Origin of the sequence: uncultured Aliiroseovarius sp. (assembly GCF_947492455.1) — a bacterium.
Classification (GTDB): Bacteria; Pseudomonadota; Alphaproteobacteria; order Rhodobacterales; family Rhodobacteraceae; genus Aliiroseovarius.
Map to the genome: position 1 here is coordinate 626,912 of NZ_CANLNB010000002.1, position 23,999 is coordinate 650,910.

Annotated in this window: 25 protein-coding genes; 10 read left to right on the top strand and 15 right to left on the bottom strand. The window is 58.2% G+C overall.

The window, feature by feature from the left end:
- The first annotated feature begins 14 nt into the window (after positions 1–14).
- Positions 15–563: a DoxX family protein gene (locus Q0677_RS06505; protein ID WP_298907339.1), complete on the top strand. Its 549-nt coding sequence runs from the start codon at positions 15–17 to the stop codon at positions 561–563.
- Positions 564–628: 65 nt separating this feature from the next.
- Here the strand turns inward: Q0677_RS06505 and Q0677_RS06510 are convergent, their stop codons facing one another.
- Both Q0677_RS06510 and Q0677_RS06515 read right to left on the bottom strand, forming a co-directional pair.
- Entirely contained in the window at positions 629–985 is a 357-nt protein-coding gene (locus tag Q0677_RS06510) for a hypothetical protein (RefSeq protein ID WP_133486260.1), read from the bottom strand.
- A 35-nt stretch (positions 986–1,020) separates the two neighbouring features.
- The gene (locus Q0677_RS06515; protein WP_298907346.1) at positions 1,021–1,356 is read right to left on the bottom strand and encodes an ArsC/Spx/MgsR family protein; all 336 of its coding nucleotides are present in this window, start codon (positions 1,354–1,356) and stop codon (positions 1,021–1,023) included.
- A 264-nt stretch (positions 1,357–1,620) separates the two neighbouring features.
- Here Q0677_RS06515 and Q0677_RS06520 point away from each other — a divergent pair, with 264 nt between their 5' ends.
- A complete protein-coding gene (locus tag Q0677_RS06520; protein WP_298907349.1) occupies positions 1,621–1,839 on the top strand; it encodes a cold-shock protein in 219 nt (72 codons plus the stop codon).
- 239 nt (positions 1,840–2,078) lie between these two features.
- On the opposite strand, the gene Q0677_RS06525 is transcribed toward Q0677_RS06520, so the two are convergent.
- Positions 2,079–2,921, bottom strand: a complete 843-nt coding sequence (locus tag Q0677_RS06525; protein ID WP_298907351.1) for an abortive infection family protein — start codon at positions 2,919–2,921, stop codon at positions 2,079–2,081.
- A 32-nt stretch (positions 2,922–2,953) separates the two neighbouring features.
- Entirely contained in the window at positions 2,954–3,862 is a 909-nt protein-coding gene (thyX, locus tag Q0677_RS06530; RefSeq protein WP_298557260.1) for an FAD-dependent thymidylate synthase, read from the bottom strand.
- A 149-nt stretch (positions 3,863–4,011) separates the two neighbouring features.
- Here thyX and Q0677_RS06535 point away from each other — a divergent pair, with 149 nt between their 5' ends.
- On the top strand, positions 4,012–4,440 hold the full coding sequence (locus Q0677_RS06535) for a VOC family protein (protein WP_298907353.1): 429 nt from the start codon (positions 4,012–4,014) through the stop codon (positions 4,438–4,440).
- The gene (locus tag Q0677_RS06540) at positions 4,407–5,201 is read left to right on the top strand and encodes a DUF1194 domain-containing protein (protein ID WP_298907356.1); all 795 of its coding nucleotides are present in this window, start codon (positions 4,407–4,409) and stop codon (positions 5,199–5,201) included. The genes Q0677_RS06535 and Q0677_RS06540 overlap by 34 nt, the downstream gene beginning before the upstream one ends.
- Here Q0677_RS06540 and Q0677_RS06545 read toward each other — a convergent pair.
- From Q0677_RS06545 to Q0677_RS06555, 3 genes are all read right to left on the bottom strand, one after another.
- Positions 5,195–5,692 carry a winged helix DNA-binding protein gene (locus Q0677_RS06545; RefSeq protein WP_298907358.1) on the bottom strand — a complete coding sequence of 166 codons (498 nt, stop codon included), beginning with the start codon at positions 5,690–5,692 and terminating at the stop codon, positions 5,195–5,197. The genes Q0677_RS06540 and Q0677_RS06545 overlap by 7 nt on opposite strands.
- A 127-nt stretch (positions 5,693–5,819) precedes the next feature.
- Positions 5,820–6,128: a succinate dehydrogenase assembly factor 2 gene (locus Q0677_RS06550; RefSeq protein WP_298907360.1), complete on the bottom strand. Its 309-nt coding sequence runs from the start codon at positions 6,126–6,128 to the stop codon at positions 5,820–5,822.
- A 3-nt stretch (positions 6,129–6,131) separates the two neighbouring features.
- The gene (locus Q0677_RS06555; protein ID WP_298907363.1) at positions 6,132–6,527 is read right to left on the bottom strand and encodes a helix-turn-helix transcriptional regulator; all 396 of its coding nucleotides are present in this window, start codon (positions 6,525–6,527) and stop codon (positions 6,132–6,134) included.
- Positions 6,528–6,633: 106 nt separating this feature from the next.
- Between Q0677_RS06555 and Q0677_RS06560 the strand changes: the two genes are divergently transcribed.
- Together Q0677_RS06560 and Q0677_RS06565 are read left to right on the top strand one after the other, a co-directional pair.
- Complete coding sequence (locus Q0677_RS06560; protein ID WP_298907366.1) at positions 6,634–7,836, top strand: pyridoxal phosphate-dependent aminotransferase; 1,203 nt, start codon at positions 6,634–6,636, stop codon at positions 7,834–7,836.
- 32 nt (positions 7,837–7,868) lie between these two features.
- Complete coding sequence (locus Q0677_RS06565; RefSeq protein WP_298907368.1) at positions 7,869–8,270, top strand: hypothetical protein; 402 nt, start codon at positions 7,869–7,871, stop codon at positions 8,268–8,270.
- 92 nt (positions 8,271–8,362) lie between these two features.
- On the opposite strand, the gene Q0677_RS06570 is transcribed toward Q0677_RS06565, so the two are convergent.
- The 5 genes from Q0677_RS06570 to Q0677_RS06590 all read right to left on the bottom strand — a co-directional run bounded on the left by Q0677_RS06570 (position 8,363) and on the right by Q0677_RS06590 (position 16,303).
- Entirely contained in the window at positions 8,363–9,721 is a 1,359-nt protein-coding gene (locus Q0677_RS06570; protein ID WP_298907370.1) for an MATE family efflux transporter, read from the bottom strand.
- 51 nt (positions 9,722–9,772) lie between these two features.
- Positions 9,773–10,918, bottom strand: a complete 1,146-nt coding sequence (locus tag Q0677_RS06575) for a lytic murein transglycosylase (RefSeq protein WP_298907373.1) — start codon at positions 10,916–10,918, stop codon at positions 9,773–9,775.
- Between the two features lie 141 nt (positions 10,919–11,059).
- Complete coding sequence (gene ppk2 / locus Q0677_RS06580; RefSeq protein ID WP_298907374.1) at positions 11,060–12,013, bottom strand: polyphosphate kinase 2; 954 nt, start codon at positions 12,011–12,013, stop codon at positions 11,060–11,062.
- A gap of 151 nt (positions 12,014–12,164) precedes the next feature.
- Positions 12,165–14,456, bottom strand: a complete 2,292-nt coding sequence (locus tag Q0677_RS06585) for a glycosyl hydrolase family 28-related protein (protein ID WP_298907376.1) — start codon at positions 14,454–14,456, stop codon at positions 12,165–12,167.
- Positions 14,457–14,656: 200 nt separating this feature from the next.
- Positions 14,657–16,303: a lysine--tRNA ligase gene (locus Q0677_RS06590; RefSeq protein ID WP_298907377.1), complete on the bottom strand. Its 1,647-nt coding sequence runs from the start codon at positions 16,301–16,303 to the stop codon at positions 14,657–14,659.
- Between the two features lie 152 nt (positions 16,304–16,455).
- Here Q0677_RS06590 and Q0677_RS06595 point away from each other — a divergent pair, with 152 nt between their 5' ends.
- Positions 16,456–16,827: a tellurite resistance TerB family protein gene (locus Q0677_RS06595; RefSeq protein WP_298907527.1), complete on the top strand. Its 372-nt coding sequence runs from the start codon at positions 16,456–16,458 to the stop codon at positions 16,825–16,827.
- 213 nt (positions 16,828–17,040) lie between these two features.
- Positions 17,041–17,742, top strand: coding sequence for a glutathione binding-like protein (locus Q0677_RS06600; protein ID WP_298907379.1), 702 nt, complete (start codon positions 17,041–17,043; stop codon positions 17,740–17,742).
- Positions 17,743–17,785: 43 nt separating this feature from the next.
- Here the strand turns inward: Q0677_RS06600 and dacB are convergent, their stop codons facing one another.
- The 3 genes from dacB to mgrA all read right to left on the bottom strand — a co-directional run bounded on the left by dacB (position 17,786) and on the right by mgrA (position 20,988).
- Positions 17,786–19,270 carry a D-alanyl-D-alanine carboxypeptidase/D-alanyl-D-alanine-endopeptidase gene (dacB, locus tag Q0677_RS06605; RefSeq protein ID WP_298907382.1) on the bottom strand — a complete coding sequence of 495 codons (1,485 nt, stop codon included), beginning with the start codon at positions 19,268–19,270 and terminating at the stop codon, positions 17,786–17,788.
- A gap of 74 nt (positions 19,271–19,344) precedes the next feature.
- Positions 19,345–19,941 (bottom strand): nicotinate-nucleotide adenylyltransferase, encoded by a 597-nt coding sequence (locus Q0677_RS06610; RefSeq protein ID WP_298907530.1) that lies wholly within the window; start codon positions 19,939–19,941, stop codon positions 19,345–19,347.
- Positions 19,942–19,956: 15 nt separating this feature from the next.
- Positions 19,957–20,988, bottom strand: a complete 1,032-nt coding sequence (gene mgrA / locus Q0677_RS06615; RefSeq protein ID WP_298907385.1) for an L-glyceraldehyde 3-phosphate reductase — start codon at positions 20,986–20,988, stop codon at positions 19,957–19,959.
- Positions 20,989–21,063: 75 nt separating this feature from the next.
- Between mgrA and ettA the strand changes: the two genes are divergently transcribed.
- The gene (gene ettA / locus Q0677_RS06620; protein WP_298907388.1) at positions 21,064–22,719 is read left to right on the top strand and encodes an energy-dependent translational throttle protein EttA; all 1,656 of its coding nucleotides are present in this window, start codon (positions 21,064–21,066) and stop codon (positions 22,717–22,719) included.
- Positions 22,720–22,840: 121 nt separating this feature from the next.
- Entirely contained in the window at positions 22,841–23,827 is a 987-nt protein-coding gene (locus Q0677_RS06625; protein ID WP_298907391.1) for a hypothetical protein, read from the top strand.
- Positions 23,828–23,999: the final 172 nt, after the last annotated feature.

Below are 23,999 nucleotides of genomic sequence, written 5' to 3' on the forward strand. Positions count from 1 at the left end.
AGGAAGGACACACCATGCAAGCCTTGGTGAACATTCACAACCGGCTGGCCGGACTGGCCGACCGCGCTGCCCCCGAGGTGCTGCCGTTGCTGGCGCGCTTCACCTTTGCCGCGACGCTGCTTGGCTATTTCTGGGCGTCTGCCCTGACCAAGGTCGGCCCCGGCATTCTCGGCATTTTCAAGCCGTCACTTGGCGCCTACGCGCAGATCTTTCCCAAAGCAATGGAGGCCGTCAGTTACAACGTGGGCGACCTGTCGTTCTTCCACTGGGCCGTCGTTTTCGCGGGCACCGTGGCCGAGTTCATTCTGCCACTTCTGATCGTGATCGGGCTGTTCACCCGTCTGGCCTCGCTCGGCATGATCGGTTTCGTCATCGTGCAAAGCCTGACCGATCTTTTTGGTCACGGGGGCATCCAACATGCCGAAACCCTCGGCGCGTGGTTCGACCGCATCCCTGACAGCCTTATTCTGGATCAACGCCTGTTTTGGGTCGTCGTCCTGCTGATCCCCGTCCTGAAAGGCGCAGGATCGCTGTCGCTCGACCGACTGCTGAAGCTCAAGTAACCAGTGTCTGAGTAAAGTCCCTGAAAGGGCACCCTTGCGGGTGCTCTTTCTTTTTGGGCGCCCGATTAGTGCGGATCCGGCTTCACCGCAGCCAGCGCCAAAAGTCCGCCCAATCCGGCCAGTGCGATCGGGAACATGGTGAAGACACCATAGCCAAAGGCAAAATACATTCCCGCAGCCGAGGCCAGCATCAACGCGCCCCCGATCTGCGCGACCGAGCGTGCCATCGCCCCGCCGGCCAACGCCAGAAGCGGCGCGATCAGGGCAAAGGCCCGCACACGACCGGGATGTTCGACCTGCTCGGCCAAGTCCGGAAGCTCGCCAAACCGGTCGATCACTTCCGTGTATCCATATCCAAAAAATCCGACGATCATGCCCAAAACACCTGCAATCACACCCAAAACCAACGCGGCATTACGCATCACAATTCTCCTGCTCTTTCATCCCAGATAAGGGATCAGGCGCCGTTCTCCAACCATTTGGCTTGTGTTTTTGCGTCCCAACCCAGCGTCAACGCGCTGTCTGCCTCGATCACCGGGCGCTTCATCAATGTGGGGTGCTGCGCCAACAGGGCAACCGGATCGCCTGCCCGCTCACCCTCGGACAAGCCCCGCCACGTGGTCGAGCGTTTGTTGACCAGAGCCTCCCCAAAAGCCGCGTAAAACCGCTCCAGATCAGCGGCGGCCACCCCATCAGCGCGCACGTCTACGTATTCCAGCGACCGCCCCGCAGCCTCCAACGCCTTCACGGCCTTTCGGCAGGTATCACAGTTTTTCAGTCCCCAGATGCGCATTTCGCCCCCTGTCATATTCCTGTCACGCGGCCCGCCCAATGTGCCGCCAGCGCCTGTTATGACCGTAATCGGCCCGAAACGAAAGGACGCAGAGACCCGCTGCAAATTCGGCAATGAAAAGGTTTCCCTTGCAATTTGCCGCCCCGTCCCCACATTAGGCCGGGTAAGACAGAACTATCTACCGCCTCCTTTCATGCAGTCGGACGATACCTGATTGCAAACGAAAGCCCGCAAACTGCAGGGTTAAACATAGGAGAAGCGGATATGTCCGATAAACAAACCGGCACCGTAAAATGGTTCAACACCACCAAAGGCTATGGCTTCATCGCCCCCGATAACGGCGGCAAAGATGTGTTCGTACACATCTCGGCTGTTGAGCGTTCGGGCCTGACCGGTCTGGCCGACAACACCAAAGTAGCCTACGAGCTGCAAGAAGGTCGCGACGGTCGCCAGTCGGCTGTAGACCTTGAGGTTCAGGGCTAAGTTAGCCTCGACCTACTAGAAATTCGAAACCCCGCGGAGTGAGAACTCGGCGGGGTTTTTCTTTGGGGTGTGCATCATCTGCTGAGGGCCGCGCCTGACCCTGGGTGGGCGTGAAGCACGTTTATCACCTAGTTTTCTTAGGGCATCGCCCGGCCCTGGGTGGGCGCAAAAGCGCCCTCCCGTGGGGAGGGTCGGGCGCTGCCCGTGCACGGCACGGGCATATATGAGCACGCATCAATCTAGCGATTAAGTGCCCGCCGATGATCCCTAGAATGTACAAGAAACTCACATATCGAGTACGTGAGTGACGCGACAAAACGGGCATGATGTTGCGCTGGCTTAAGCTTCGCAGCGTGTCTGTCGCTAGCTTTGTTAGCAATCTCGTAGAATCCAGATACCAAAGAATTTATACCGCTCAGAATGGGTTTAAATGGATCAGGTGTTTCTGCTTCTACGGTCATCCCGCGTGAAGCGAATAGCAATCGAAAAAGCTTTCTTAAATCACCTTCGTTCTCATTAAACTCGACGCCCTCGTCTTTGAGAGCAAGCTTTGCGAACTCTTCCAAAAAGGTGTAGCAGCTAGCAATTGCGCCTGAGTAATCACCTAACTCAATGCGCCTCGCAACCTTGGCCGAGTGCTCGCGAAGTGATGCTTCACTTAACAGGATTTCAGGTGCGGCGAGGGCCAGGCCGGTATTTTTCTTCACTTCAAAATACAACGGCCCCTGGATATACTCGTGTCCTTGCATGAAACCAGTGTGGTGTTTCTTGACTAGCTTGAAACCATCACGCGACAATATCTTATTGAATTGAAATGCCGCATCTTCCGCTGCTTCTTCCATCTCCCAGCCGAAATCAAAAGCTTCTGCCGCAATCTTTCGTAGGCGTTCAGTCCCGTTCAATTCTGTGAGTTTATCTCGGACATATTGATGGCGGGAGGGAAATCCCTGACCATATAGGTCTTCTTCTCCGAACGAATTGAAGAACCTGACAAGCTCAGGGCCAGAACGATAGGCCGAAATCCCAGAATCTCCAGTTACAATTCCAACAAGATACTCGATAGATTTTTGAGAAATCTTCATATCAGCTGCTCATTGGAGCGCGTAGCTAACATTCACCCCTTCAACTCCGCCTCAAACTCACGCCATTCGCCTTTCGACATGCCCGAGTTCTCCTGCGTGACTTCCTCGCCTTTCAGCATGCGGCGGATGCAGTCCATGGCGCGGCCGGACAGGTTGGCGCCGCCCAAGCGGTAGTCCTCGAACGCGCCGTATGCGGCGGGGACCCAGTCGGCGACGACTTTGCAGATCGCGTCCGCATAGACACGGATTTCGTATTGGGCGTGGTGGTCGGCGCGCAGGCGCAGGAAGTGGAACAGGTTGTGCAGGTCCACCTTCCAGTACCATTGGGTATAGATGTTGGCGGGCAGGTTCATCCGCGCCAGTTCGCGGGCCAGACCGTCCTGCCCCTCGTCCGAGATCATCTGTTCATAGTGATCATAAGCGCGGTTGCTGTCGGCCTTCAGGATTTCCAGCACGCGGGCGGCTTCCTCGCCTTGCAGCGTGGCGCCGCGCCCTTGGTTGTTCACCACCGATTGCGCGGCGATGTGTTCGGGCGCGGGAATATAGAACTCGCGATCGAGGATCGAATAGCGCGCCGAGTATTCGTTCACATTCGCGGTCCGGTGACGGATCCACTGGCGCGCCACGAAGACGGGCAGTTTCACATGCAGCTTGATCTCGCACATCTCGAACGGGGTCGAGTGCCAGTGGCGCATCAGATAGCGGATCAGCCCTTCGTCGTTCTGCACCGATTTGGTGCCCTTGCCGTAAGACACCCGCGCGGCCTGACAGATCGCGGCGTCATCGCCCATATAATCGATCACCCGGACGAAGCCGTGGTCCAGTACTTCATGCGCGGTATAGAGGTGTTTTTCCATCCCTTCGCTGATGGCGCGGCGGGTGGTGCCGGTCTGGGCGCGTTGCTCTTCGATTTCCTGGATCTGCTCGGGGCTCAATGACATGACGAATCTCTTTCTATTGGCTGCCCCGCCACTATATCTAGGTGTGCGCTTCGGAAAAACAGCCATATGCCGCGTTTGTGGCGTTTCCGCTTTTCGTAGGCGCCACGCCTGATATGGTAGCGCCAACACAGACATTTATGGGGACGACAATGACTCTACGCTATCTGCATACGATGGTCCGGGTGAAAGACCTTGAGGCCAGCATCAAGTTCTACGAACTGCTGGGATTGAAAGAAACCAAGCGCCGCGATGACGAAGCTGGGCGCTATTCCCTGATTTTCATGGCCCCGCCCGATCAGCCCGAATGCCCGGTCGAGCTGACCTACAACTGGGATGGCGATGACGGCTTGCCCTCCGACAGCCGTCATTTCGGCCATTTGGCCTACGAGGTCGAGGACATCTATGCCATGTGCCAGCATCTGCAGGATAATGGGGTAGTGATCAATCGCCCGCCGCGCGACGGAAACATGGCCTTTGTGCGCTCGCCGGACAACGTGTCGGTCGAACTGTTGCAGTCCGGAGATCCCCTGCCCCCACAGGAACCTTGGGTGAGCATGGAAAATACCGGGCACTGGTGATGCAGATACAGGCCACAGTCGATGCATATGTGCGGCGCTTTTTAAAGCGCGTCGCCGTCATCGGCTTGGCCTGTGCGCTTCCGCAACTCGCCGTTTCCCAATCCCAGTGCAGACAAGCACTTGCGCTGGGGTTGGACGTGTCTGGGTCCGTCGACAGTCAGGAATATCGGCTCCAGATCGACGGATTGGCGAACGCGCTGGAAAGCCCGGAGGTGGTCGACAAACTGCTGGCGTCGTCCAAGACCGTGATCAACTTGGCCATATATGAGTGGAGTGGCCCGGGGCATCAGAGGGTGCTTCGGGATTGGACCGCGTTGACCTCTAAATCAGTCATCACTGAAATCGCGGACGGTTTACGCCAGTCCACCCGTGTTCCCGCGGATCCTTCGACAGGATTGGGGCGCGCAATGCTGTTCGGGGCCGAGATGCTGGCGCAGCGCCCAGACTGCTGGACTCACAGCCTTGATCTGTCGGGGGACGGCCAATCAAATTCCGGCCCTCGTCCGCAAGATGTCCGGCAAGATCGGTTGCTGGAAAACGTGGTGGTCAACGCGCTGGTCATTGGCGCATCGATCCCCGACCGGGACCTGACCTCGTATTTCGAGGCCTATGTGCTGCATGGGTTTGGCAGTTTCACCATGCAGGCCGAAAGCTTCAAAGAGTTCGAAGCCGCGATGATCAAGAAACTGTTGCGCGAGGTTCAGGGCGTGATGGTGTCAAATGCATCCCCCGCCCCAACAGTTCCAAACGCAACTCAATAGATATAGCGGATCTGGTCGGTCCAATAGCGTTCGACACGTTTCAACGCGGTATTGATGTCGTTGATCCCATCCGAGGACAGCACATCCCGCGACTGCAGCCCGTCCGCGTGACGCTCGAACAGGCCCTCGACAGTATCGCGGATCGATCGGCCTTTTTCTGTCAATCGCACCCGCACCGAACGTCGATCAATCTCGCAGCGTTGATGGTGCATATAGCCCATCTCGACCAATTTCTTCAGGTTGTAGGACACGTTCGAGCCTTGATAATAGCCGCGGCTTTTCAACTCGCCAGCCGTGACTTCGTTGTCGCCGATATTGAACAGCAAAAGCGCCTGCACCGCGTTTACTTCCAGAACGCCAACTCGCTCAAACTCATCCTTGATCACATCCAAGAGCAACCTGTGCAAACGCTCGACCAACGCCAGCGCCTCAAGATACTGCACAACAAAGCCATGATTGACTGATTGCCCGATTTGCAAATGCATGCTCATCCGTCTCTCCGAACCGTTACTGAGACGACTCTTGAGCCTGAAAGAAGAACATTCAGTTAAATATCGAGGAAAACCGTCACAGAGTTCAGGACAATTTTCGGAAAATCGCCCTGTACCCCGCGGCTACTTAGCGTGACTGCATGTGCTGCGCGATCCGCGAGATCAGTTCGGACAGGGCTTCCGGCGCGTTCTGCTGGCCCGACACCCATTGATAGAGATCCTGATCATTTTCCCCCAGCAGCGCCTCGTACAAGTCCAGCTCTTCGGTGGTCATGTTTTCCAGATGATCATCCGCATATCGCGTCAGGATGATGTCCATCTCTTTGATCCCGCGCCGCATCGAGCGCATCGCCAGACGCTTTACACGGTGCTCGGGCGTTTCGCCTTCGCGCGCGCCGGGTGTTTCCTTCAGCTGATCATAGGGAATTCCGCTCATCTCTTATCCTTCCAGCCGCTTGCGCAGGCGTTTTTCCAGTCGGCCCAACTGCTCGGCCGAGCGGCTCATCTGCATCTTGATGTCACGAATTTCAAGCAGAAGATCGCGCACCTCGGGGACGTCTCCGTCTTCAAGCGTCGGTTCGCTGACCCCTTCGCCTTCGCCGGTCAGAAGCCAGCGCATCGAGACGTTCAGAACGCCCGAGACCATCTGCAATTTGTTGGCGCGTGGTTCGGACAGATCCTCTTCCCATCCGCGCAGGGTTTTCAGTTTCACACCCAGCCGTCGGGCCAATGCGGATTGCGACATGCTTTCGGCTTCGCGGGCGGCGGCCAGGCGATCCCCGAAGGTCGCGGCGTCCTCGGAAAACCAATCGCCGTTCGCTACAGTCTGTTCCATGCCTGTCTCTCCTTATGCAATGTCGATATCGGGCACCTGATGATGCTTGATCCGCCTCGCGGCGCACCCTAGAAGAATTGCGACCAACATACAAACCGAGGCCGCCATGTCTTTCCTCTCCGCGACACTTGACCGCGTAAAACCTTCTCCGACCATCGCTGTATCGACCCTCGCAGCCGAGCTGAAAGCCGCTGGGCGTGACGTCATCGGCCTTGGCGCTGGCGAGCCGGATTTCGACACCCCCGACAACATCAAAGCCGCCGCGAAAGCCGCGATTGATGCGGGCAAGACGAAATACACCGCGCCGGACGGGATGCCCGAGCTGAAGCAGGCAATCTGCGACAAGTTCAAGCGCGAGAATGGGCTGGAGTATACCCCCGCTCAGGTCTCGGTCGGGACCGGCGGTAAGCAGATCCTGTATAACGCGCTGATGGCCACGCTGAACCCGGGTGACGAGGTGATCATCCCGGCCCCTTATTGGGTCAGCTACCCCGACATGGTGCTGCTGGCTGGCGGTGAACCCGTCGTGGTGGAATGCCCGATCGAGACCGGCTTTCGCATGACGCCGGAACAGCTTGAGGCCGCGATTACGCCGAAGACCAAATGGCTGATTTTCAACTCGCCTTCGAACCCGACGGGCGCAGGCTATTCTCGTGACGAACTGAAGGCCCTGACAGATGTCCTGATGCGCCACCCGCATGTCTGGGTGATGACGGATGATATGTATGAACACCTTGCCTATGACGATTTCGAGTTCTGCACCCCGGCGGAAGTCGAACCCGGCCTTTATGACCGCACGCTGACCTGTAACGGCGTGTCGAAAGCCTATGCCATGACCGGCTGGCGGATCGGCTATGCCGCTGGTCCGGTCGCGCTGATCGCTGCCATGCGCAAGATCCAGTCGCAGTCGACCTCGAACCCCTGTTCGGTCAGCCAATGGGCCGCCGTTGAAGCACTGAACGGGACGCAGGATTTCATCGCCGAGAACAACAAAATGTTCGTGCGCCGTCGCGATCTGGTGGTCGAGATGTTGAACGCGGCCGAAGGCATTGAATGCCCGGTGCCGGATGGGGCGTTTTACGTCTACCCCTCGATCAAAGGCTGTCTGGGTAAAACCTCGGCCGGTGGTGTGAAGATCGACGACGACGAAACCTTCGCCAAGGCACTTCTGGAAGAGAAAGGCGTGGCCGTGGTCTTTGGCTCGGCCTTTGGTCTGTCGCCGAACTTCCGTGTCAGCTATGCCACGTCGGACGAGGCACTGAAGGAAGCGTGCACCCGCATTCAGGATTTCTGTGCGTCTTTGGTATAGAACCGAAGGCGCTCCGAATCGAAAGGTCCCAGATGTCCGCTGTCCTGCCTGACTATTATTTCCGTGTCCGTGAAAACGGAGCTTTCGTGTTCAAGGTGGATACGGAAAACCGGCAGCGCCGGATCGAGCTGGACCAGATTGCGGTTTTGAACATCAAAAACGGCGATGTGAAACCCCAAGGCGGTCGCGAATTGTCCGACGAGGACAATGCCGCGATTGCCGAGTGGATGGAGCAGCGCCGAGCGCATCTGAAGCAGCGCGAAGTTGACGACATCCTGCGCACGGTCGATCACCTGAACCTGACGACGCATTGGGCGCAGGCACGCGCCTCGGATGAGGATCTGGAGCAGGTGACCGACGCACTTTTGCTGGCCATGCACGATCTGCGCACGATGTTGGTTCGTAAAAAGGCGGATCGGCTGATCAAGGGATAGCCTGCGCAAAAGGGGCTTTGCCCCTCGCCTCGTTGAGGCTCACCCCAGGATATTTATAACAAGAAAATGCGAGGTGCTGGCCGCCAAGTGCTTTAGCCTCGTACGCCAATGCGCGAGCTTTGCATCCAAAAGCGCCACGACATGAAGGCGCCGGCGCAAACGAGGCCCAGCAGCAGCCCCCACCAGACACCCACAGCGCCAAAGCCCAGCGTGATGCCCAGCACATAGGACGACCCCATGCCGACCAGCCAATAGCTGAGGCTGGCGATGATCATGGGCACCCGTGTGTCCTGCACGCCGCGCAGAAGCCCCATGGCGATGGCCTGTGCGCCGTCTGCGAATTGAAACAGAGCGGCGACTACAAGAAGCGAGGTGCCAAGCACGACGATCTGATCGCGCAAGACTTCGTTCGGGTCGAGGAACAGCTGGATCAGCGGCGCCGGGAAGACCAAGAACAGGATGACCGTCAGCCCGCCGAAGAGGACCGAGGCCAGCGTTACGGCCAGGGCGCCCCGGCGTAGGCCCAGCTCGTCCCGGCGGCCCAAGGCGCGGCCCGCGCGCACCGTCGCCGTCATCGACAGGCCCAGATGCACCATGAAGAACAGCGCCGTGATCTGAAGCGCGATGCCGTGCGCGGCGAGCTCGAGCGTGCCGATCAGTCCCACAACGATGGTCGAGGCCGAAAACATCCCCACCTCGGCCAATGTGGTCATGCCGATGGGAATGCCCAGTCTCAGGAGTGCCACCAAGGCCTCCCAATCTGGTTTCCAAAGCCGTTGGAACAAGGCCTGTTCCGGGTTCAGGCGCGCGGCATAGATCCACAGAACGATCCCCGCTGCGATCTGGATCGTGACCGAAGCAATCGCCGCGCCACGTACGCCCAGTTCCGGCGCGCCCCAGTTGCCGAAGATCAGTGCATAGTTGATGACCGCATTCATCACGGCCGCAATCACCGTCGCCCACAGGACAATGCGTGCGTGCTCCAGCGCGGACAGGTAGCTGCGCAAGGACATCACGATCAAAGACGGGATCATGCCAAAGCCTGCGATCCGCAGATAGTCCTGCGCAATCAGGCTGAGCACTTCGTCCTGCCCCATGGCCTGCAGGATCGGCGCAGACATCCACATCAGGGGCAGCACGGCCAGTGCAAAGCCAACCGAAATCCACAGAGCCATGCGGGTCAGGCGCCGCACGCGGACCTCGTCGCCGGCCTCTTCCGCCTCGGCCACCATGGGCATCAGGGCAAAGCCCGGCCCTGCCCCCATAATCAGGAAAATGAAAAAGAATGTGCCTGCCAGCGTGACGGCGGCCAGTTCCTCGACCCCGTACCAGCCCAGCATGATCGTGTCGGTGATCTGCACCGAAAACTGCGCCAGCTGTGAGGCCACCAACGGGGTGCCCAGAACCAGAACTGCACGCATGTGCTGAGGGAGAGTCATTACCTGTGTCATTCCCCACCTCTATTGTGGGTGGTGCGGCGGGGCAAGTACAGAGTGTTGGCGCTATCGCAGCATTGCAAGCAACGCATTCGATGGCGTGCCAGTCACCCGAAGCCCGCGCGACCTCTGGAAGGCCTCAATCGCGGCGAAGGTCTTTTTGCCCAAGACGCCATCGGCCTCGCCCGTGTCAAAGCCTGCGCGGATCAGCCCGCGTTGCAGGGCCTTGCGATCCACTAGCGTCAACCCGTGTTCATCTGGTCCGAACGAGGCACGCAGCGCGGGGCGTCCGACCAACCGGTCAGACAGATGCCCGACGCCAATGATGTATTTCTGCGCGTTGTTGTAGCGGGCCAGAACCGCGTAGTTTTGATAGACTTCGAACACCGGGCCACTGTCACCTGCAGGCTTGACCACGCGCCCCCTGCCCGACGGCAAACGCCCGGTGATCTCTTCGCCCCATCGCTGCCCGCGCCTCCAGCCCGACCGGCTAAGATACGCGGCGGTCGAGGCCAGCGCGTCGGTGGGATCATCTGACCAGATATCCGCCTTGCCGTCGCCGCGGAAATCCACCGCATAGGCCAGATAGGACGAGGGGATGAACTGCGTATGCCCCATTGCGCCTGCCCAACTGCCCACCATGCGCGCAGGCGTGACGTCGCCGCGTGCAAGGATCTTGATCGCGGCCGCCATCTGACCTTCGAAGAAGCGACCACGTCGCCCGTCAAACGCCAGTGTTGCCAGCGCGGACATCACCGGCACATCGCCGCGCCGTTCGCCATAGCGGCTTTCGACACCCCAGACGGCGACGATCACCTCTTTCTCGACGCCGTAACGGGCTTCAAGCCGGTTCAGCAGGCCTGCATGTCTGGACAGCATCGCCCGCCCCTTTGCAATCCGCGCGTCCGAAGCTGCGATAGCCAGATAGTCCTCGAACGAGCGCACGAATTCGGTCTGATTGCGGTCGCGGTCCACCACGCCGGGCAGATACCCCACATCGCGGAAGGCACGGTTGACTGCGGACGCAGGCAACCCGCGCGCGATCATCCGTTTCTTTGCACCCGGCACCCACGCGTCAAACCGCGCATTGCGCACTGTACGCATACCACCAGACGCACTAAGCGGAACGCTGCTTACTGCGCTTCCAGATTGGCAAGCCCCAAGAGAAACAACCGACAAACCGGCCAGAAGGAAACGTCTGGAATAGGGCATAAAATCACCTGCGCTGCTTGTATAAAAAGCGCTCCGGGGTCCGTGCGCAAATCTGTTTTCTCCAGACTACCCCGCCTCAACAAAAGATTGAATGAAAAAGGGGCGCCGAAGCGCCCCCGTCGTTCTGTGTTGTCTGGCAGATCAGCCGCGACGCTGATCCGGATGCAGGCTTGCGCCCAGAATATGGTCCGCGTTGTGGATCACCTGGCTGGCATGACCCACGATCAGCGGATCCGGTGCACGGACCAAGTCATAGTCCTTGTCCGGATAGTCAATGGTCGACAGGAAGTGGCGCATGCACTCCAAGCGCGCACGCTTTTTGTCGTTCGACTTGATGATGGTCCACGGCGCATCGGCAGTGTCTGTATAGAAGAACATCGCCTCTTTAGCTTCCGTGTAGTCGTCCCATTTCGAGAGCGATGCCACATCAACAGGGCTCAGCTTCCAGCGCTTCAACGGGTCGTCCTTGCGGCTGTCAAAGCGGCGCTTCTGCTCTTCACGGGTGACCGAGAACCAGTATTTGTACAGGCGAATGCCCGAGCGCGTCAGCATGCGTTCGTATTCGGGCGTCTGGCGCATGAACTCAAGATATTCGCTGGGGGAACAAAAGCCCATCACGCGTTCAACGCCTGCGCGGTTGTACCACGAGCGGTCATAGAAAACCATTTCGCCCTCGGTCGGCAGCTGGCTGATATAGCGCTGATAGAACCACTGGCCGCGCTCTTCGTCGGTGGGCTTGTTCAGTGCAACAACGCGGGCTTCGCGCGGGTTGAGATGTTCCATAAAGCGTTTGATCGTGCCGCCCTTGCCGGCCGCGTCACGACCTTCGAACAGAAGCACGAATTTCTGACCCGTTTCACCAACCCAGCGCTGCACTTTCAAAAGCTCGGCCTGCAGGCGTGCTTTCTCGGCTTCGTATTCCTTACGACCCAGCTTTGTGTCATAGGGGTATTTGCCGTTTTCAAAGGTCTCGCGGATCTGATCTGCGCTTACCTTAGGGAACGGTTTGGGCTCGGTCTTGGGCGCCTCTGCAGGCTTCGAGGCCGCCTTTGCAGCAGTTTTCGGCGCACTATTACGGGTCTGGGTCGCAGTCATTCGCATCTCTCCTTGATTGTCCGATTTGCCTCTAACAAACCCGCCCAGATCGCGCCTTGATCAGCATCAAGAAAATTGAAGATGTTGAAGCATTTCCCTCGAAAATTGTCGAAAATGGGCCCACCAATTGGCGGGCCCTTTCTGAAGCATATTAAACAGGCTTGTCCGTACGCAGGGTCACATGAGCTGTGCCACGCACTGGCTTGGACCATTTCAACTGCGCCAGTTTCGCACCGGCTCCTTGGTTCACCAGAACATGCGGATTGTCCCAGACTTGATTGTTGGAACTGTCGCGCAGATCGCCTTCGATCACCACGGAACTGACCGTCCGCGCATTACCGCCAAACGGGAAGTAAGCCGAGCCATCCAAGTTCCATGTGCTGGCTTCGGTATTTTGGTTGAACTCAAGCGTCACGGGCGAGATCGTCCGCTGATCGACGCCGACGAAGGCATTATCCTTGAAGGTCACGTCGCGCATGCTCCACCCGTTCAGCGTCCCATGCGTGGTCGACACGCCTTCGACCCGGTCAATACGTCCGTTCAACGACCGGAAGGTGTTGTTAGTGACATGCAGGCCCGACAGGTAGTGGCCAGTCCCAAACGGCTTAATCATGATCCAGGTAAACCACGACGCAACATCATTCGCGGTAAAGATGTTGTCGGTGATGGTCATCCCCCCGAACGCATATTCGCTGCTGAAATCAGGCTCCGAGTCGTGCTCGTTGTTCCACTCGATCATGCAGTTGTCGATATAGTTGCCGGTCAGCACGGTCTTGTTGTTCTCCAGCGTAAACACAAGCCCCGCCACACGCGGACCATCCGTGACTTCATCGCCCTGATACATATGGTTGCCCTGAATGACATGGCCCGAGCCATACATCACCATCGACGTCCCCATGCGCTGGAACTGCGTATCGCGGATCTTCGAGTCGTTGGCATTCACATTCAGCGCCACCGACACACGGTCTGTCGCGGCCATGCTTTGTTCGGCCGAGATGAACTGGCAGCGGTCTACCTGCAGCCCCTGACATGCCCGTCCGATCGAGCTGATCCCGTGGTTCTTCGGCTTGATGAAGTGGCAGTCCTGGAATACCATATTCTCGCCGTTCTTCGCCAGCATCACCGCCGAGGCTTGCGAGTTACACTGGAACTCGATCTCGATCATGTTCAGGCGGCGCAGCTCGGCAAATCCACCGAAATCCAGCACGTATTTGTGACGGGTAAACGTATAGGTCTGGTTGGGGTCCGCCCCCCAAAGCGGGCGGCTCAGTTCAAGTTCAGAGGCGCTGACATTGACGGATTTCACATAGACCTCGCGCCCGACACCATTGCCGGTCACGATTGAACCGGGTTGGATCGCCGAGATCCCCGGAACGTTGGTCAGCTTCATCGGATTGGCCGGACTATACTGCGCAGCCGAGGTCGTCACCTCGTCATCCCAAGCCGATCCCCCGATGACGTAGAACTGGCCATTGCGGATCGCGCGCCGGATCAGGAACGTGTCCGACGTCGCATAGGCCGCCTGCATGTCGATCGGCTCGGTCACATCGATGCGGCGTCCGCCCAAGTCCAGAACCTTGTGGTCGGCATAGTGCAGCAGCGCCTGAAACGCCTTGCGGAAGCCCAGAAGCTCGCTGCCGAACGCGTCGATATAGTTGGGCAGGTCGAAACTGCGCGTCATGGACAGATACACATTGTCCGGCATCGTCATCGTGCCTTCAAAGCGAATGTCCGTGTGCAGAGTCAGATTCCCACCGATATAAAAGACCCCTTCAGGAACCAGCAGGGTACGCCCACCGGCAGCTGCATCAGCCGCCTGAAACGCCGCACGGTCATCGGTGACGCCGTCCCCAACGGCCCCAAAATCGCGCACATCGACCCAATCCATCATGTCGCGCAGATAGGCGCCGGTCACGTCCTCGACGATGATGTCGTCAATGCGCACTGCCGCACCATTCGACCCGGTCAAATCCAGACCCACATGGGCATAGGCGACGTCTTCGCCCCAGACCATATCGACGCTCGACCGGCTGCCCGACCCGATGATGGCCGAGACCTCGACCACCTCACCATATGACGTCAAAGCCACCTCGGGCCCGGTTTCGACATAGCCGGTGGCGTGGCCACCGCCCGTCAGGCTGGGACGCGTCGCAATGCGTACCGATGGCAGCGGGCCCGAGATCGCCTTGACCCGTGCACGCACCCGCAGATAACAGCCCTGCTCGAACGGGGTCTGGCCCATATAGCGCAGCGTCTGCGTATTCTGGTCCTTGAACAGCTCCAGACAGCTATCGAAATCCTGATCCGCCGGAACAATCGCCGCATTGCCTGCCCCGTCATAGGTCAGACTGCCGGGGGTGCCGTCCTCGCTTGACCAAACATCTAGCCCATCCTCAAATTCAGGCGGCATGAACACCACCCCTTCGGTAATCGCCTTGTTCATCAGGTTCCCTTTCCGGTCGATATCCACGCAAGGCCCCGCGCAGACGCGTTGGGGCGCGCAGGACGGGGCGAGAAACGTCAAAAGGGGTAAGCGTCAGGTGTTAACGGGCGTTAAGACAGGCGAGCGTTGCGCGGGGAGCGGAACGAAAAACGGCGCCCGATCACTCGGACGCCGTCTTGTATTTCAATGCCTTGCTGGCCTTACTTCACCAGCTCTCCGGCCAACGCTTTGTCGATCAGGGCAGCCGTTTCCTCGGCACCGTAAAGGGCTGCAAACCCACCGAAGCGCGGACCTTGGCTGGCGCCCAGCAGCACTTCATACAGCGCCTTGAACCAATCACGCAGGTTCTCGAACCCGTGCAGCTTGCCCAGCGCGAAGACCACCGATTGCAGGAACTCATCCGAGTGGAAATCGACCGCAGGCAGCGGGTCGTCGTTGCCCATCATCTCGTTCTTGCGGGCAATCGCATCCAGCGCCACGTCGCCATCGCGCAGTGCTTTCGCCAGTTCTTCCAGCGCGCCACGCTCTTGATCGGTGGGCAGGCGGAAGACCTTCGCAGGCTCTACGAAGTCTTCATAGTACTTGACGGCATAGCCTGCCGCCGCATCCAGATCCGGGTGCGTCTCGGGCGTCGCGTCCGGCGCATAGCGCTGAATGAAGCCCCACAGCTGCGCCTTGTCATGGGCCGAGGCCACAGACGCCAGATTGAGCAGCATCGAGAACGGAACGACCATGTTCGACACAGGCACGTCGCCGCCGTGGATGTGCCACACCGGGTTGTTCAACTGCTGCTTCAGGTCCTGCTTGTGGTAGGCATTCAGCTGTTGATGATATTCGTCCATCGCCTTGGGGATCACATCAAAATGCATCCGCTTCGCGGTCTTGGGCTTCAGGAACATGAAATAGGCCAAGCTCTCGGTCGAGGCATAGGTCAGCCATTCGTCGATCGACACGCCATTGCCCGAGGTTTTCGAGATCTTCTGACCGTTCTCATCCAAGAACAGCTCATAGGTAAAGTGCTCGGGCGCACGCCAGCCCAGAATGCGGCAGATCTTGTCATAGATCGGCGTGTTGGTGGAGTGGTCCTTGCCGTACATCTCGAAGTCAACTTCCAGCGCGGCCCAGCGCGCGCCAAAGTCTGGCTTCCACTGCAGCTTCACGTTGCCGCCGGTGACGGGCAACGTCCACTCTTTGCCATCCTCGTCATCGAAGGTGATGGTGTGATTTTCGGCGTTCACCTCTTTCATCGGGACGTAAAGGACACGACCGGTTTCAGGGTGAATGGGCAGGAAGATCGAATAGGTCTGGCGACGCTCTTCACGCAGGCTTTTCAGCATCACCTCCATGATGTCGTCATATTTCTCGACCGCGCGCTTCAGCACCTCGTCGAACTGGCCCGAGCCATAGAATTCGGTGGCCGAGTAGAACTCGTACTCAAACCCGAACGTGTCCAGGAACCGACGCAGCATGGCGTTGTTGTGGTGGCCAAAGCTTTCATGCGTCCCAAACGGATCCGGCACACTGGTCAGCGGCTTTTGCAGGTGGTCATGCAGGCTTTCCGAATTCGGGACGTTGCCCGGCACTTTTCGCATGCCGTCCAGATCGTCCGAGAAGCAGACCAACTTGGTCGGAATGTCGGAAATCACCTCGAAAGCGCGCTGGATCATTGTGGTGCGCGCGACCTCGCCGAAGGTGCCGATATGGGGCAGACCCGACGGACCATAGCCCGTTTCAAACAGCACGTATCCCTTATCCGGCGCGCCCTTCTGGTAACGTTTGAGCACCCGGCGCGCCTCTTCAAAGGGCCAGGCTTTCGAACTCATCGCGGCGTCACGCATTTCGGACATGTGCTTTCCTTTCATCTCGCGCATCTTGCGCGTTGTGCACTCCCTATTGCGAAGGGCACGCGGGGTCAATATTCTGCACCGCAACAGAGGAGCAAATCCAAGTGCAAGATATTCCCCATTCCCTGACCCCTCAGGACAGTCTGATTGCCGTGATGATGGCCGTTTCTGCATCGGACGAAGAAATTACGTCAGCCGAGCTTTTGACCATCGAACGGATCGTCAATCACCTTCCGGTCTTCGCGACCTATGATCCCGACCGGTTCAAAACCGTCTCGCAAACTGTGTTCGACCTGTTCGCGGTCGAGGATGGTCTGGACGCGCTATTTGGCCTCGTGCGGGACAACCTGCCGGAAAACCTGTGGGAAACCGCCTATGCGCTGGCCTGCGACGTGGCTGCTGCCGATGGTGTGCTGCAAGGCCCAGAACTTCGTATTCTGGAGGAGATCCGGTACGAACTGAGCATCGACCGCTTACACGCCGCCGCCATCGAACGCGGCGCCCGCGCCCGTCACATGACGCTGTAAGCTAACTAGGTTTTTGACCAACACGAAAGGGGCCCCTTGGCCCCTTTTTTGTTTTCCCCACCGTGTCCGAAAGGACACCACACGCCCGTGATCATGCCGAACCTTGAAGCTGCCACCCTGCCGCCCCATATTCGGGCTCAGCTACACACGCAGTCCCTTGAGCGCGCGCCGATACCGCGGCCACATTCAAGGTTCTACTTTCTAGGACACCCCATGTTGCAAGACTTCAAGATTACCGAGCGTTGGCCCGCCACCCGGCCCGACGCCATCCAGCTTTACTCGCTGCCCACCCCCAACGGCATCAAGGCTTCGACCATGCTGGAAGAGACCGGCCTGCCCTACGAAGCGCACCGCATCTCGATCATGGATGGCGACCAGTTCACTCCAGAATACTTGTCGCTCAACCCAAACAACAAGATCCCCGCGATCATTGATCCCAACGGACCGGACGGCAAACCCCTACCACTGTGGGAGACCGGCGCGATCCTGATCTATCTTGCTGAAAAATCAGGAAAGTTCTTACCCTCTGATCCGGTAAAACGCGCTGAGGCCATCCAGTGGCTGATGTGGCAGATGGGCGGCTTTGGCCCCATGTTGGGCCAGTTCGGCTTCTTCTATGCCGCCGGTGGGAAAGATTTCGAAGACAAGCGCCCGCTGGAACGCTACCGCGCGGAAGCAAAGCGACTTCTAAGCGTTCTGGACAAGCGTCTGGACGGGCGCGATGTCGTGGCCGGAGACGAGTATTCGATCGCGGACATCGCCATCTGGCCTTGGGTTCGCGTGCTGTTGACCGGCTATAACGCGGGCGACGCGCTGGAGCTTGATAGCTACGCAAACGTACAGCGTTGGTACGCCATGAGCGCCGACCGCCCGGCCTCGAAAATCGCGGTGAATATGCCGCCGAAGCCCGAATAAGGCTGCTGCTAGCAAACACAAAAGGGGCCACACGGCCCCTTTTTTATGTCCCGAACAGCACCGACCAGCGCGCAATCAGATCATGTTGCAAACGTCGCGACCGGCGGCTCCATCCGCGTGCGCCCTTTGGACGTTCCCGGAACGCTTTCGGAATGGCCCCCCTCCGCTCCATATCTGCCGTGAAAATCGCAAACGCCAGCTCGCGCCCGTTGGGCACGGTGACATAGCCCGCCAGCGCCGACACGAAGTTCAGCGTCCCGGTCTTGGCACGGATCGCGTGGGTTCCGCCTTCAGGCAATAGCTCGGACTTGGGCGGGATGTTTTTCAGAAGCGGCGCAAGATCGCCATCCGGAGACAGCGTGACCAGCGCACGCACCATATCGCGCGCTGTCACGATGGACTGGTCGCTCAACCCGCTATGATCCGCAAATCTCAGCCGCCGCGTGCCTAACGCGTCCTGCGCCCAGTCTGACATCTGATCCGCCGAGCCTGCCAAATCCGCAGGCGCTCCACCCGCCTCGACACTCGCCGCCATGCCGACCACTTCCGCCGTCAGGTTGGTCGAGTATTTCAGCATGCCCTGCACGATCTCGGCGACCGGGGCCGAGGCGTGCGACACCAGAACGTCGCCCTCAGCTGCTCCATTTTGCGCCAGAGGGCGGGGCAGCTTCACCCCCTGCCCGCGCGCCAGAACCTGAAAGACCTCACCGGTGTAGATGTCCGGCCGCCGAACCGGCAACCAACGCGATCCGCCCTTACCCAAGGCCGCCTGAGCAACCGTCCAACTGTCGATGCCCGCCGCGTCCTTATAAGTGAAAATCGGAGACGTCCTGTCCACGACCTCCATCCGCGCGACTTTCACCGCAGGTCGCAGAGTCTCGGACCGCGCATCCATCGCAACAGCCCAGCTCTGCCCCTCGCGCTTCCATTCAAAATGCACACGGTTGAAGTTCAGGTTCAGCCCCGAGATCGAGGGGTTGTATCCTAGATGATCCGGCTGCCCCGGATCAATCACCCGCTGATAGGGCAGATACGCGCCGTTCACATGAAACTTACCGGTGATCCCGCTCACGCCCAGCGCGCGCAGGTCTTTTGCCATCTGTGACAGTGCATCGGTGTCCAGCGTGGGATCCGCGCCGCCCACAAGGATCAGGTCGCCTTGGATAATGCCTTCTTGCACAGGTCCAGTCGCCAGCAGGCGCGTTTGAAAACGGTGCTCCGCACCAAGGACCGATAGGGCATAGGCCCCCGTGATCGCTTTCGCAACACTGGCAGGCGGCAAAGGCAGCACAGGGTTGTGAACCTCGAGCACCTCGCCTGTACGCGCGTCCGCCACCACGAAGCCAATCTTCCCGCCCAGCCCGGCATCGGCCACCAAAGCAGCGACCGATGGCAGACCTCGCTTGGCGTAATCGCCCGGCTTAGGCACTGGGAAAAGCGACGTCGCAGGCGCGTTGGCGAAGGCAGGCATCCCTACCCCAGCCCCCAGTCCCGCCAAAAATGCGCGTCTTGAAAAAGGGTTCGTCATGGGGCGAGTTAACCCGCTGGCATTCGCGCAATCAAGTCGGAAACCTGCTGATCAGCACAATCTTTCTGACAGGTTTACCAGTCCCCACGTGCCCGGATCTGGGAAGACGAAACATCCACCATAGGCACATTCACCAAAGACCACGCTGGCGCCTCGGACACCCGCAGTTTCGCGGCCTGCCGCCCAGTGAACTGCGCCGCGCGAAACCGGCGTGCCGCCTTAGACACACGCGCCGCGCCGCGATCCCCCGGTCGGGCCAAGATGCCAATCGGCACGTGCGACATGATCCAGTCCCACCGTTCCCAGCGATGGAAATCCGCCAGATTGTCGGCGCCCATTAGCCAGACGAAATGTACACCCGGATAAAGTGCAATCAGCGCCTCCAGCGTTTCCGCCGTATAGCGCGTTCCGGTATGTGCCTCGATCTCAGTGACCTTCACGCGCGGATGCTGCATCACGTCTCGCGCATGGTCTAGACGCTGCTCCAGCGGCGCGGGCCCATGAGCCTTCAACGGATTGCCCGGTGTCACCAACCACCACACCTGATCCAGCCCGAACCGCTTCAGCGCCTCACGCGAGATGTGCACGTGCCCCTCGTGGGCCGGATCAAAGGATCCACCCAATAGACCAATCACCTGACCGGGGCGTGCATATGGAAAGTTATGACGCATCACAGCTTAAATAACTCAGTCAGTTTCTGACGACGCAGCCCAGAGGTTCGCGGTCTCTTCATCGGTGTAGGCATCGATCTCGGCCAGTTCTTCGTCGTTAAAATCCAAACGCGAAACGGCACCTGCGCAATCCACAACCTGCTCAGGGCGGGACGCGCCAATCAGGGCGGACGTGATCCCACCATCACGCAGAACCCACGCCAAAGCCATCTGCGCCAGTGTCTGCCCGCGGCGTTCGGCTATTGCCGCCAACGCGCGCAGGTTTTCAATGACCTTTTCGGACACCAGATCAGGGGCCAAAGACTTCCCTTGGCTGGCGCGGCTATCTGCCGGAATTCCCCGCAGGTACTTGCCAGTCAGCAATCCCTGAGCCAATGGCGTGAAGGCGATCGAGCCAATGCCAAGCTCGGTCAAGGTATCCTTCAACCCGTCACGCTCGACCCAACGGTTCAACATATTGTAACTTGGCTGATGGATCAGGCAGGGCGTACCCAAATCCTTCAAGATCGCCACGGCCTCGCGTGTGCGCTGGCTGTTATAGCTTGAAATCCCAACATAAAGCGCCCGCCCCGAGCGCACGATGTGATCCAGCGCACCCATGGTTTCCTCAAGCGGGGTGTCCGGGTCAAACCGGTGGCTATAGAAGATATCCACATAGTCCACCCCCATGCGCTTCAGACTTTGGTCACAGGACGCGATCAAGTATTTCCGGCTACCCCATTCACCATACGGCCCAGGCCACATGTCATATCCGGCCTTGGAGCTGATGATCAGCTCGTCACGCAGCCCCGCGAAATCACTGCGCAAGATCTCTCCAAAGGCCTCTTCTGCACTGCCTGCGGGTGGGCCGTAATTGTTGGCCAAGTCAAAATGCGTGATCCCATGGTCAAACGCCGTCCGGCAAATTGCCTGCTTGTTGGAATGCGGAAAGTCATGCCCGAAATTGTGCCACAGCCCCAAGCTGATCGCTGGCAGCTTCAGCCCGGATGCCCCACAGCGCCGATACTCCATCTTTTCATAGCGATCTTCGGCGGGTTGATAGGTCATAACGTCTCCTTCGGGATTGCCCTGCCCCCTTTGTCTGGCTAAGACAACCGGAAGTCAAACACGAGGACGCGCAACATGGCCGCTTATCAATATGTCTACCACATGGATGGTGTTTCCAAGACCTATCCCGGTGGCAAGAAATGCTTCGAAGACATCCGCCTTAGCTTCCTGCCGGGCGTAAAGATCGGTGTAGTCGGTGTAAACGGCACCGGTAAATCGACGTTGATGCGCATCATGGCGGGCATCGACAAGGATTTTACCGGCGAAGCTTGGGCCGCCGAAGGCGCCAAAGTCGGCTATCTGCCGCAGGAGCCCGAACTGGACCCGTCGCTGGATGTGCGCGGCAATGTCATGCAGGGCGTGGCCGAAAAAAAAGCCATCCTCGAGCGTTATAACGAGCTCGCCATGAACTACTCGGACGAAACCGCCGAGGAGATGGCAAAGCTGCAGGACGAGATCGACGCCCAGAACCTCTGGGATCTGGACGCGCAGATCGACGTCTCGATGGAGGCCCTGCGCTGCCCCCCCGATGACGCCGACGTCACGACCCTCTCGGGTGGTGAGAAACGCCGCGTCGCGCTGTGCAAGCTACTGTTGGAAGCGCCTGACATGCTGCTTCTCGACGAACCGACCAACCACTTGGACGCCGAGACCATCGCATGGCTGCAACAGCACCTGATCGACTACAAAGGCACCATCCTGATCGTTACCCACGACCGTTACTTCCTGGATGACATCACCGGCTGGATCCTTGAACTCGACCGTGGCCGCGGCATCCCCTACGAAGGCAACTACTCGGCATGGCTGGAACAGAAAGCCAAACGGCTGGAGCAAGAAGCCCGCGAAGACAAATCCAAGCAGAAAACGTTGGAACGCGAGCTGGAATGGATGCGTCAGGGCCAGAAAGCCCGTCAGGCCAAATCCAAGGCCCGTATCGCCGCCTATAACGAGCTCGCCAACCAGTCCGAACGAGACAAAGTCGGTCGCGCCCAGATCGTCATCCCGAACGGCCCCCGCCTTGGCGGCAAGGTGATCGAGGTCACTGGCCTGAAGAAGCACATGGGTGACAAGCTGCTGATCGAGAACCTCGACTTCTCGCTGCCCCCCGGCGGCATCGTCGGTGTGATCGGCCCGAACGGCGCGGGTAAATCGACCCTGTTCAAAATGCTGACCGGTCAGGAACAACCCGACGAAGGCACCGTGGAACTCGGCGACACCGTGAAACTGTCCTATGTGGACCAGTCGCGTGATGACCTGAATGACAATGACACCGTTTGGGAAGCCATTTCCGGCGGGGCCGAGATCATCGAACTGGGCGACGCGCAGGTGAACTCCCGCGCCTATTGTTCCAGCTTCAACTTTAAAGGCGGCGATCAGCAGAAGAAGCTGAACCTGCTGTCGGGCGGTGAACGCAACCGCGTCCACATGGCACGTCTGTTGAAAGAGGGCGGCAACGTGCTCCTCCTCGACGAACCGACCAACGATTTGGACGTGGAAACCTTGCGTGCGCTGGAAGACGCACTGGTCGACTTTGCCGGCTGCGCCGTCGTCATCTCGCACGACCGCTTCTTCCTTGACCGTATCTGTACCCACATCCTCGCCTTCGAAGGCGACGCCCATGTGGAATGGTTCGAAGGCAACTTCGAGGACTACGAAGAGGACAAGAAGCGCAGGCTGGGACCGGACGCACTGGAGCCCAAGCGCTTGAAGCATAAGAAGTTTACGAGATAAGAGAACGGCCCCTTCGGGGGCCGTTTTTTGTTTACAGGGACTAGTTACGTTTCACCTTTACCATGCCAACAATGACAGATATTCAACTTTCAGGAGTGCTACATTCTTAAAAAGGAATATCATGAAAAAGCTCTATATTTTTGGGAACGGGCTTGGACGATCATTTGACAACGATTTCTATTGCCTTGATCGCGCGCTCAAGACTTCTTGGGGAGAGGAAGGTCCGTTGAGTGCGCAACAGCGCCAGCTGATCAATAGTTGCCTCGATGATGAACTGATTGAGAACGAAGCTGAAGCACCTACTTCTGAGGAGCAGCTGAGAGATCTTCAACGCGTCGTTGATGCCTGCGATCTCATCGCAGTATTTCAGGAAAGAACGAACTACGATGAGGGGTGGTTAACTGGTGAAGGTGTAGAGTTTCCGCGTGCCGTGCGTCGCTACTTTCACCACGCTGCGTCGCAATTTCATGACCAAAACAAATACTTACCCGAAGTTTTCGCAAACCGTTTCAGAGAGTTTGTGCGTGAACACAGACCACATATCGCGACACTAAACTATGATGATCTCCTGTATGACGCTTACGTCGGATACGATATCGCGAGCGATCACCTTTTGCGCGATGGCTTTTTTAAGAGTTTTGATTTTGAAAAACATCAAGGCTACTTTAATTCGCAAAACGAAGGTTGGTTTCTCCATCTGCACGGCTCACCACTTTTTGTCACCCGAAATGGTATTGATCAGAAGCTAACTAGAGCAGATTTGGGCAGCTACCGAGGCTCTGAAAAAACTCATTTGGTTCTAACTCATGCAAAAAGCAAACCGGGTGCAATTCGTTCCTCCCCCATTCTAAGTGCCTACTGGAAGGAACTCGATACCATTTTATGCGAGCCTACAGAAGTGACTCTTTTTGGTTATGGCGGGATGGACCTACATCTAAATAACCTACTTTCAAATACTGACGATCATGTAGTGATTAGAGTTGCCTCAAGGATGCCAGAAGACGAAGGTAAGTGCATTGAGGATTGGAGAAAGCGCATTCGAAACAAAGATATTCCAAATGAAAATTTCATTTTTGTGGGTAGTTTGATGGATTTTGATCAATGGTGAACCGTTAAGGTTAGGTACATTTGGAAACCCACGAAAACCCTACTAGCTTGAGATCTAGTAACTGATGCCTTTCCTTAGATGACCGGGGAGGGTCATCTCGCGGCGATTGCAAGCAATCACCTGCCGATCAGCGGGGCGTTGTCTGGCCTATCGGCCGGACGGGACGTCGCCA